This is a genomic window from Haloferax sp. s1, assembly GCF_058382125.1.
Genome location: NZ_JBZRPK010000625.1, coordinates 1 through 10,458, shown reverse-complemented (window position 1 = coordinate 10,458; position 10,458 = coordinate 1). Strand labels below are relative to the sequence as shown.

Below are 10,458 nucleotides of genomic sequence, written 5' to 3'. Positions count from 1 at the left end.
GTCTTAGCGTAGACGGTGAGCCAGTCGGCTTCGACGGCGTTTCCGACCCAGTACTTCTCGCCGTTGAGGACGTACCCGTCATCGGTCTTTTCGGCGGTCGTCTCCATGCCAGCCATGTCGGAACCGGTCTGTGGCTCGGAGACGGCGAGTCCCGAAATCTGTTCGTTTTCGGCGACCGGGCGGAGCCACTTTTCTTTCTGTTCTTCGCTGCCGTAGTGCTCCATAATCTCACAGCCGAACGAGGCGAGTTGGAGCGTCAGGGCGATACCGGCATCGGCGCGGTAGAACTCCTCGGAGATGGCGAGAATCTGCTGGAGGTCGAGACCCTTTCCACCGTATTCTTCGGAGATGTCCTGTGCAACAAGTCCCGCTTCCATCCCCGCTTCGAGGATTTCGCGTGGGTACTCGCCGGACTCGTAGTATTCCTCGGCGGCGGGCGCGATGTGTGCTTCGGCGAACTCGCGTGCCTCCTGCTTGAGGGCACGGGCGTGCTCGGGCACGATGGATTCGTCGAGAAGTTCCATACGTTGCCGTGGGTTTGTAAGGTAAAATAGTGTATGGAACCAGTATAAACTTCAAACTCGTTGCCTTTTGAAAGTGTGAGTGGCGTGAAATCAGTTCCCCGATGGAGCCTCCTTGTCAGGTGTCTTCCCCTCGACGAGCGACGAGTCATCGTACTGGTTGCGGAGCACCTTTTTGTCGAACTTCCCGGTCGCCGTCTTCGGAACCTCCTCGATGAAGACGACTTCGTCGGGCGTCCACCACTTCGGGAACTCCGATTTGACGAGTTCGACGATGTTCTGCTTGAGCGCATCTTCGTCCGTGCCGGATTTCGGGACGATGAACGCGACAGGGCGTTCCTGCCAGCGCTCGTGGGGAACGCCGATGACGGTCGCTTCGGCCACGTCGTCGTGGGCCATAATGGCGTTTTCCAGTTCGACCGACGAAATCCACTCGCCGCCGGACTTGATGACGTCCTTTGCTCGGTCGACGATTTTGACGTAGCCGTCTTCGTCGACGGTCACGACGTCGCCGGTCTTCAGCCAGTTCCCTTCGAAGTCCTCCTCGTTCGCCTCGGGGCGTTCGAAGTACTCGGTCGTTACCCACGGCCCGCGAATCCATAGCTCGCCGAAGTCCTCACCGTTCCACGGGACTTCGTTGCCGTCGTCGTCGACGACGCGCATCTCCAGTCCGGGAGCAAGAAGCCCCTGTTTCCCGCGTTTTTCGTACTGCTCTTCTGCGGGGAGGTCCTCCATCCCAGGTTTGAGATGGGCGACTGTTCCGACGGGCGACGTTTCGGTCATCCCCCACGCGTGGAGCACGTCCACGTCGTATTCCTCGTCGAAGCGGCGGATGACCGACTTCGGTGCAGCCGACCCGCCGATGATGATGCGTTCGAGAGAAGAGATGTCGGCGTCGTTCTCGTCGAGGTAGTCGAGGAGACCGAGCCAGACCGTCGGCACGCCCGCGGTCATGGTCACCCCTTCTTCTTCGATGAGCTTTGCGAGGTCCTCGGGTGTCGGTGATGGTCCCGGATAGACGTGTTTCGCACCCGCAGCGGTTGTCGAGAACGGGAGTCCCCACGCGTTGACGTGGAACATCGGGACGACCGGCATGACGACATCTTTCGCACCGATGTCGAGTCCCGACTTGGGGAGCGTCGCCATCGTGTGCGCCCAGAGCATCTGTTGGGAGTACTCGACGCCTTTCGGCTTCCCCGTCGTTCCGGAGGTGTAGCACATCCCCGCCGGCTGTTCTTCCGGAAGGTCCGGCCAGTCGTACTCGCCGGAGTAGTCGGCGATGAACGACTCGTAGTCGGTCACCGGGTCGAGGTCGGTGTCGGGGACTTCCGAGGCCATCACCACGAACTGTTCGACGGAGTCGAAGGCGTTCTCGTCGACTGCGCCGGCGAGTTTCGGCGCTAACGACGGGTCGACGAAGACGAGACGGTCCTGTGCGTTTTCGACGATGTACTGGATGTGATGGTCCGGCAGAAGCGGATTGATGGTGTGTAGCTGCGCACCCATCGAGGGAACGCCGAAGTACGTCTCGAAATGTCGATTGTGGTTCCAACAGAACGTCGCGACCCGGTCACCGGTTTCGATACCGGCGTCGGCGAGTGCCCCCGCGAGTTGGGCGACTCGACCCTCGTACTCCGAGTACGTGTATCGTTCGAGTCCTTCGGCAGTCCGCGAGACGATTTCACGGTCCGGATAGAGTTTGCCTGCCCGCCACAAAAACGGCCGAAGCGTTTGATTGGTAGTGACTACCATACGTTCCCCTTGTGGTAAAACACAATGATTGTTTGGGAAGATACAGCAGGGTGCGGGCTACGGATTCGAAACACACACCAACCGTGTTCACTCGTCGCGGCTGGGTTCGTTGTCGTCCCTGTCGCGGGCTGACTCGTCGTCGGTGTTGCGCTTGTCGTGGGTGGCTTCGTCGGTGGAACCCACTCCGTAGCCGGGTTCGTCGTCGATAGTGTTCCCGTCGTGGTCGAGTCCGTCGTCAGTATCGGACACCTCATTGTCTCCGAGTTCGACAGTGTCGTTTGCGCCCTGCTCGAAGTCGTCTCTATCGGAGATGTCGTTTCGGTTGGAACCACCCTCGCCGTCGGAGGTAGCAGGATTCTCGCCGTTGCTTCCCTTTTCTTCGCCGCCGACCGTGTCGTCTTCAGCGTCGTCGACGATGTCATCTTCAGCATCACCAACTATGTCATGTTCGGCGTCGTCGACGATGAGCGAGTCGGCACCCGGAGAAACGTCGGTATCGGAGTCAGCGTTTGCCTCATCGCTGTCTGAAACGTCGCCGTCCCATTCCGGTTCCGCCTCGGTGACCGGGCGAGCGGCCTCCAGTTGCTCGCGAACAGCCTCACGGTCGACCGTCCCCGAGACCGTCCGCGGAAGTTCGTCCGCCGTCTCGACCAATCGCGGAACCTTGAACCCGGCGAGTTGTTCGCGGCAGAACGTATCGAGCGCGTCTCGGTCCAGCGAGATGTCCGGGTCAGAGGGGACGACGAGTGCGGAGACGCGCTCACCCCACTCGCTGTCCGGGATACCCAGGACGACTGCGTCGTCGATGGCGGGATACTGTCGGAGGACTTCGACCACCTCACCGGGGTCGACGTTCTCACCGCCAGTGATGATACGGTCGTCCTTTCGGTTGAGAACGTACAACAGACCGTCTTCGTCTCGATAGCCGATGTCACCGGTTCGGAGTCCCTCGTCGGTGAATGCCTTCGCTGTCGCGTCTGGATTCCGGTAGTAGCCGGGCGAGACAGTCGGCCCGGAAACGACGATTTCACCGGGCGTACCGGGTTCGACGATGAATCCGCCCTCACCGATAACCGAGAGGTCGGTGAAAAAGAGCGGTCTACCGACGGTTCCGACGGCCGAAAACGCCTCGCGAGGAGTTGCCGTCGCGACTTGGGAGGCCGTCTCGGTCATCCCGTAGGTTGGGTACACCGGAACCGAGTAATTCCGACAGCGCTCGATGAGTTCGTCGGAGGCGGGTGCACCCCCGAGTAGAACGACCCGCAAGGAGTCGGAAAGCGTGCCCCTGCTGTCGAGCATTCGGGTAAGCATCGTCGGGACGAGCGAGACGCCGGTCACGTCGTACTTGCCGATATCGTCTGCAGCACCACCGGCATCGAACCCCTCGCGAAGGACAATAGTCGTCCCGTACAGTGGACTGCGGAGAATCGGCCCGATACCGCCCATGTGGTGCAACGAGAGCGTGACGAGCCATCGGTCGTCCGGTGACAGGCCGAGTCTGAACGACCCGGCGACCGCGTTCGCCAGGAGGTTCCCCATCGTGAGTCGGACGGCCTTCGGCGTGCCGGTCGTCCCCGATGTGAACAAGAGAAGCATCGTCTCGGAGAGGGTCCACCCGGCGGGCGAGATTCGTTTCGGCGCGATAGCCGAGAGGTTGATGACGCCCTCCCAATGGGGTTCGTCGACAGAGACAACAGGGACGTCAGTCGTGGCTTCGACTGCCGTAGACTCCGTCGATTCGCCGCAGACGAGCGTCGTTACGTCAGCGATCTCGATGTTGCGGCTGATTTCGTCCGGCGTCAAGCGTTCACTGACCGGGACGAGGACCGCGCCGAGACGGGTCGCGGCGTGAATGAGGCGGACGTAGTCGATACCGGGGTCGAGGACGACGCCGAGGTGGTCACCCGCTTCGATGCCGAGTGCAGCAAGTTGTCCCGCCGTTTCGGTGACGAGCCCGTCGAGTTCGCGGAACGTCCACGAATCACCCGTCGGGGCGTGAATGAGTGCCCGTCGGTCGGGAGTCGCTGCGACGCGATGCGAAAGCCAATCCCGCATCGGCCCGGCAAAGCCGTGTCTCGTCGGGTCGGTGTCGGCGGTGTCTGTCAAGTCGTCGGTCATCGTTCACCGTGTGTCGTCGGTGCGCTCACCGGCGTGGGTACGCCGGCCGAAGTATCGGAAATCGACATAGGAGGCGCTAGTGGGAGACGAACTCCACGAGTACGCCACCTGTCGATTTCGGATGGAGAAACGCAACGTCGTGTCCCCACGCGCCGGGGCGCGGCTCCTCGTCGATAAGGCCGACACCGGCGTCCCGCGCGGTCTGGAGCGCCCCTTCGATGTCGTCTGTTTCGAGCGCAACGTGATGGATACCGCCCCCGCGCTTGTCGAGGAACTTCGAGATAGCACCTTCCTCGTGGGGTTCGAGCAGTTCGAAGTAACCGTCTTCGAGTTCGAGGAAGACGACCGTCATCCCGTCGAACGTCTCCTCGTGAGCCACCGGCGCGTCGAATAATTCCTCGAACAACGCGGCCAATCCGGCGGCGTCCGGCGTGGCGATTCCGATGTGGTCGAAGTGCATGTCACCTGTTCGTCGGGCGTAACGGATAAACCCAAACGGTTCCACGTACCTGTCATGATTGTAACCACAACGGAGTCTATCACAGGACGCGAAATCACCGAAACCCTCGGAACCGTTCGCGGAAACACGATTCGCGCCCGGAACGTCGGGCGAGACATTACGCAGGGACTCCGAAACATCGTCGGCGGCGAACTCAAGTCCTACACCGGGCTGATGACCGACGCCCGTGACGAGGCGACAGAGCGAATGATAGAGGAGGCCGAGGCAATCGACGCAGACGCCATCGTCGGCGTTCGGTACGTGACATCCGAAGTGACGCAGGGCGCTGCGGAGATTCTCACTTACGGAACCGCCGTCAAACTCGCCGAGAAGCCCGAATAGAACGAAGACAGCGAACGAGCGGCAGTGCCGACGCCAACGATGAGGTTCGCCACCGTAAACATAGTCGCGACCGAGTTGGTGCCGACGAGTTAGAAGGACTTGTCCGGTCCGCCGCTACGACTCCAGTCTATCGAGTCGCCGAGTCATCTCCGAATCGACCCAGTCTGCGAAGAGTTCCATATCCTCGTCGCGGAACTCAGCATACTTGTCGAAGAACCCGGAAACACCGAGAAACCTGACGGCCGCGTAGATGGGACGGCGGGTTTCGTAACCGTCGGGGAGTCCGCCCGCAACCGACCGATACCCGTCGTAGAAGGCGTCGATAATCTCCGCAGGACCCTCAGAGCGAAGCGAGTCGAAGAGTTGGACTTTGGCTCGATAGAGGTCTCTGGCCGGGTCGCCAACGTGTGCGATTTCCCAGTCGAGAAATCCGAGTCCGGACGCGGTCCGGAAGCAATTCGGTTGGGCGAGGTCGCCGTGGAGTAACGCGGCGGGTGCACCGTCCAGCGTCTTTCGGTTCTCGACGACCGCCTGAGTCACTTTGTCGAAGTGATGGTCGAAACGCTCGGAGGGGGCGAGTTCCCGCATGTGGGCAATCGTCTCGACCAGAACGTCGGTCCACGGCCCGGAGTCCAGTTCGAGGGAGGTCGCATCACCATCCGTAATGAGTCCGTGGGTCTCGAACCGGAGTTCGTGAACGCGAGCGAGGGACGCGCCAACTTCTCGGGCGAGTGCGACTCGTTCCGAGGATACAGCGTCCGTCCACAACTCGACGAGATTCGGTCCAGAGACGGGTGCAGTCGCAATATATGGGACTGGACCGTCCGCTTCACGTGTCAAGATTGTCGGGACAGGAACGTCAGTGTGGGAATCCACGTAGGGAATGACAGCGGTCTCGCGGGCAATTCGAGAACCATCATCGTCGCTTGCGACTTTGAGATATACGGTCTCTCTATCGGCGAACTCCACGCAGACTGTGTTGTTCTTCTCGTTCCAAGAGATACCGGCAGAACCGACAGTGTCGGCGTCGCGGTCGGGAAACGCCAGTTCGAGCGCCGACGCGATTCGGTCGTCCATCGGTGGAACGATCACGTAGTACACTATCAAAACTGACGGATAGCTGTCAACAATCGAACGACAGGCCGAGTCTCGGAAGAAGAGCGCGGAGCGGTGGGAACTGCTCGGAAACCGTGGGTGGAAGCGCGGCGTCAGCGGGTGTAGAGCGGACGCGACGGCGGCGAAACCAAACCGGCGTCAGACGGCACCAAGTAGGCCGTCGAAGTCGGAGCGTGGTCGGATTTAATCACCGGCGGTTCGAGCGACAGTCACTTCGAGTTGCGAACCGGGAACGCGGACGTTCACCGGGTCGCGCTCGATGCGGGCGACGGCGACTCGGGCGGCCAGCACGACGCCGACGAACATGGTCGCCACGACCAGCGAAATCACGGGGTAGCTGGCAACGACGACCGCGCCGACGGTCAGTGCGACCATGATGGCCTGCACCGTAAACGACGGGGCGGGTTTGTGCTGGGGTGTGGGATACTCAGATGCGGTACGAGTGTCTTGGGGATGTCTTCGTGACATTCGTTGAGGTGAATGAACAGTCGGATACGATACCGGGGGCTGAACGGGTAAAGAGCCCCACGACGTGACGGTCGCCTCCGAAGAGACGGCTAACTGGTGGTGCAACGTTCGCACCGACAAAGTGGCGACCGACCGTGTGACGAGTTTAGAATCCAATAAGAGGCATCGTAAATCCTCGTTAACAGCCACTCAAGGGTCTGTAATAAGTTTTCTCAGCCGGGTGAAAGTGTAGAACCAGTGACTCGTTGGCGGAGACTGGATATGTGAAAGCGTCTCGACTCAGGCCATTCCGGGTTCGTACTCGCCGAACTCCTCGCGGAGAACGCCGCATATCTCGCCGATTGTCGCGTAGGCTTTGACGGCATCGACGATGAACGGCATGAGGTTGTCGTCCGAGTTCGCGGCCGTCCGAATCGCTTCGAGGGCGGCGTCGACGGCCTCGTCGTCGCGGGCTTCCTTCCGGGCTTCGAGCGATTCCACCTGTTTTTGCTCTTCTTTCTCCGAGACTTCCTGCACTTCGACGGTCGGCTCTTCGTCCACCTGATACTTGTTGACGCCGACGATGGTTCGCTCGCCCGTTTCAATCTCGCGCTGGCGTTCGTACGCCACGTCTTGAATTTCGCCTTGGACCCACTGGTTTTTCACGGCCTTGAGCATCCCGCCGCGTTCGTCGACTTCGTCGAGCAGGTCGAACGCCTCGTCTTCGATGTCGTCGGTCAGGGCTTCGACGTAATAGCTCCCGGCGAGCGGGTCGATAGTGTCCGCCGCGCCGGATTCGTGGGCGAGAATCTGCTGGGTTCGAAGCGCCGTCCGAACCGACTTCTCGGTGGGGAGCGACAGCGCCTCGTCCTTTCCGTTGGTGTGCAGCGACTGCGTCCCGCCGAGGACCGCCGCGAGGGCCTGATAGGCGACGCGGACGACGTTGTTCTCGACCTGCTGGGCGGTGAGCGTCGACCCACCGGTCTGGGTGTGGAACTTCAGTTGCATCGACTTCGGGTTCTCCGCGCCGAAGCGCTCTTCCATGATTTTCGCCCACATGCGCCGGGCGGCGCGGAACTTCGACACCTCTTCGAGGATGTTGTTGTGTGCGTTGAAGAAAAACGAGAGTTGCGGGGCGAAATCGTCCACGTCGAGACCGGCGTCAACCGCGGCCTGCACGTACTGGATGCCGTCGCCGAGGGTGAACGCGACTTCCTGCGCCGCGGTTGACCCGGCCTCGCGGATGTGGTACCCGGAGATAGAGATGGTGTTGAACTTGGGCGTCTCCTCCGCACAGAACTCGAAGATGTCCGTGATGAGTCGCATCGACGGTTCCGGCGGGAAGATGTAGAGATTCCGCGCGATGTACTCTTTCATGATGTCGTTCTGGATGGTCCCGCGGAGTTGCTCGCGGGGCACACCCTGCTTGTCGCCGAGTGCGACGTACATCGCCAAGAGCACTGCTGCGGGTGCGTTGATGGTCATCGACGTGGAGACTTCGCCGAGGTCGATGCCGTCGAAGACCGTTTCCATGTCGTGAAGGCTGTCGATGGCGACGCCGGACTTCCCGACTTCGCCGGCAGCCATCATCGCGTCGGAGTCGTAGCCCATCTGCGTCGGCAGGTCGAACGCGAGGGAGAGTCCCGACGACCCGTTGTCGATGAGATACCGGAAGCGTTCGTTCGTCTCGGCGGCCGTGCCGAACCCGGCGTACTGCCGCATCGTCCAGAGTCGCCCACGGTGCATCGTCGGGTAGACACCGCGCGTGTACGGCTTCTCGCCGGGGAAGCCGATGTCCTCGTCGTAATCGAGGTCCGTATCGGCCGGCGTGTAGAGTCGTTCGACGACGTTCCCACCCGTGTCCGTCGTGAACTCGTCTTTACGTTCCCCGAATCGGTCGAGTGTTGGAGACAGGGTCTCCTCCTCCCACTCGGCTTTCGCCTCCCGAATTTCCTCGAGTTCGTCGGGATCAAACATGGTCGAAGATGTGGTTTGTCCCTACTTAAGCGTAGGCGGGTCGCGGACGGCGGGGGTAACTACCGGAGTAGACGCGGATTCGCACCTCGGCAAGCACGTCACGGAGTCGAACTTTATCCCACAGGCGAACCCTCAATATATATGGACATTGTAAGCGACGAGACACAGCGGTTTCTCACGGCCACCGCGCCCGAACACGACGAAGTGCAAGCCGAGATGGCGGCGTACGCGTCCGAAAACGGATTCCCAATCATCGGTCCCGAAGCGGGTGGCGTCCTCCGGTTTCTTGCCCACCTCAGCGGCGCACGTCGACTGTTCGAGTTCGGTTCGGGGTTCGGCTACTCGGCGACCTGGTTCGCCGAGGGAATGGCCGACGACGCCGAGTTAATCTTGACCGAACACGACCCCGACGAACTCGACATGGCACGCGACTTCCTCGAACGTGCCGGCCTCGCCGACCGGAGTACCTTCCTCGAAGGCGATGCGCTCGAACTCGTCGAAACCGTCGACGGTGAGTTCGACCTCGTCCTGTTCGACCACCAGAAACATCGCTACGCCGAGGCGTTCGATATCGTCCGCGACCGTGTCGAAGTCGGCGGACTCGTCGTCGCCGACAACGTGATGCGTGGTCCGATTGACTTCGGTGCGTTGACCGACTGGAGCGAGGGGACGGCGAAAGCACTCGACGGAGCGAACGCCGACACCCGCGGTATCGCGGCCTACCTCGATGCGGTCCGCGCCGACCCGCGGTACGAGCCCATCGTCCTCCCCATCGGCAACGGTCTCGCAGTCAGCACGCGAGTCGAATAAATCGCTCCGCGGGGGTCGGGCGCGCCGCACCGACGTTCGCCACGCTTTTGAGAGCCGCCCCCCACCCTTCAGGTATGTTTGGAGGCGGCGGGATGAACCCGCGAAAGATGAAGCAGATGATGAAGCAGATGGGTATCGACGTCACCGAGCTTGACGCCGAGGAAGTCGTCATCAAGACGGCCGACGAGGAACTCGTCTTCTCGGACGCGCAGGTCACGCGCATGGACGCACAAGGCCAGGAAACCTACCAAGTCGTCGGCGAACCCGAGACGCGCGAACTCGGCGCTGGTGACGACGCGGCCGACGAGGCTGCTGCCGGAGAAATTCCGGAATCCGACATCGAAATCGTCGCACAGCGTGCTGGCGTCTCGAAGGACGACGCTCGTGAAGCGCTGGAGGCCGAAGACGGCGACCTCGCCGCGGCCATCGCAAAATTCGAGTGATACTCCTCGTCCACGGCGACCGGGAGTACCTCCGTGCGCCCGGTGAAGAACTCCACACCGACCTTGGGATGCTGACGGTCCCCGAGGATGTGGAACCGGGCCAAACGCTGGAGACACACATCGGTGAGGACTTCCTCGTCCGCGAACCCCGCGGGCCGGACCTCTTCAACCATTTCGAGCGCACCGGTGCGCCGATGATGCCGCGCGACATCGGCCTTATCGTGGGCCACACCGGCATCGCGGCGGGCGAACGCGTCCTCGACGCAGGAACCGGGGCGGGCGTCCTCTCGGCGTATCTCGGCCGGCTCGACGGCGACGTGGCGACCCTCGAGCGGAAGGACGACTTCGCCGACGCTGCGCGCGAGGACATGCGACTCGCGGGCGCCGGAGACCACGCCCATGGCCGAAGTGGCGACCACCACCACCGACTCGG

At 61.7% G+C, this 10,458-nt stretch carries 10 protein-coding genes and 1 pseudogene; 4 read left to right on the top strand and 7 right to left on the bottom strand.

What is annotated here, in order from left to right; all coding sequences use genetic code 11:
* The 4 genes from QT222_RS13405 to mce form a co-directional block, all read right to left on the bottom strand.
* The coding region (locus QT222_RS13405) for an acyl-CoA dehydrogenase family protein (protein ID WP_491477454.1) at window positions 1-524 on the bottom strand (524 nt) is incomplete at its 3' end.
* A gap of 90 nt (window positions 525-614) precedes the next feature.
* Entirely contained in the window at window positions 615-2,273 is a 1,659-nt protein-coding gene (locus tag QT222_RS13400; RefSeq protein ID WP_491477453.1) for a long-chain fatty acid--CoA ligase, read from the bottom strand.
* A gap of 87 nt (window positions 2,274-2,360) precedes the next feature.
* Window positions 2,361-4,391: an o-succinylbenzoate--CoA ligase gene (menE, locus tag QT222_RS13395; RefSeq protein ID WP_491477452.1), complete on the bottom strand. Its 2,031-nt coding sequence runs from the start codon at window positions 4,389-4,391 to the stop codon at window positions 2,361-2,363.
* Window positions 4,392-4,467: 76 nt separating this feature from the next.
* On the bottom strand, window positions 4,468-4,851 hold the full coding sequence (gene mce, locus QT222_RS13390; RefSeq protein ID WP_004057003.1) for a methylmalonyl-CoA epimerase: 384 nt from the start codon (window positions 4,849-4,851) through the stop codon (window positions 4,468-4,470).
* 54 nt (window positions 4,852-4,905) lie between these two features.
* Between mce and QT222_RS13385 the strand changes: the two genes are divergently transcribed.
* Window positions 4,906-5,232, top strand: a complete 327-nt coding sequence (locus tag QT222_RS13385; RefSeq protein ID WP_491477451.1) for a YbjQ family protein — start codon at window positions 4,906-4,908, stop codon at window positions 5,230-5,232.
* A gap of 114 nt (window positions 5,233-5,346) precedes the next feature.
* Here QT222_RS13385 and QT222_RS13380 read toward each other — a convergent pair whose 3' ends face one another.
* The 3 genes from QT222_RS13380 to QT222_RS13370 all read right to left on the bottom strand — a co-directional run bounded on the left by QT222_RS13380 (window position 5,347) and on the right by QT222_RS13370 (window position 8,772).
* Entirely contained in the window at window positions 5,347-6,309 is a 963-nt protein-coding gene (locus QT222_RS13380; RefSeq protein WP_004057001.1) for a phosphotransferase family protein, read from the bottom strand.
* A 222-nt stretch (window positions 6,310-6,531) separates the two neighbouring features.
* A complete protein-coding gene (locus QT222_RS13375) occupies window positions 6,532-6,816 on the bottom strand; it encodes a hypothetical protein (RefSeq protein WP_491477450.1) in 285 nt (94 codons plus the stop codon).
* A 279-nt stretch (window positions 6,817-7,095) separates the two neighbouring features.
* The gene (locus tag QT222_RS13370; RefSeq protein WP_491477449.1) at window positions 7,096-8,772 is read right to left on the bottom strand and encodes an acyl-CoA mutase large subunit family protein; all 1,677 of its coding nucleotides are present in this window, start codon (window positions 8,770-8,772) and stop codon (window positions 7,096-7,098) included.
* Window positions 8,773-8,913: 141 nt separating this feature from the next.
* Here QT222_RS13370 and QT222_RS13365 point away from each other — a divergent pair, with 141 nt between their 5' ends.
* The 3 genes and pseudogenes from QT222_RS13365 to QT222_RS13355 form a co-directional block, all read left to right on the top strand.
* A complete protein-coding gene (locus tag QT222_RS13365) occupies window positions 8,914-9,582 on the top strand; it encodes an O-methyltransferase (RefSeq protein WP_491477448.1) in 669 nt (222 codons plus the stop codon).
* A 74-nt stretch (window positions 9,583-9,656) separates the two neighbouring features.
* Window positions 9,657-10,025, top strand: a complete 369-nt coding sequence (locus QT222_RS13360; protein WP_081603708.1) for a nascent polypeptide-associated complex protein — start codon at window positions 9,657-9,659, stop codon at window positions 10,023-10,025.
* Window positions 10,022-10,458, top strand: a pseudogene (locus tag QT222_RS13355) (SAM-dependent methyltransferase); the annotation flags it as partial. The gene QT222_RS13360 and the pseudogene QT222_RS13355, both read left to right, overlap by 4 nt.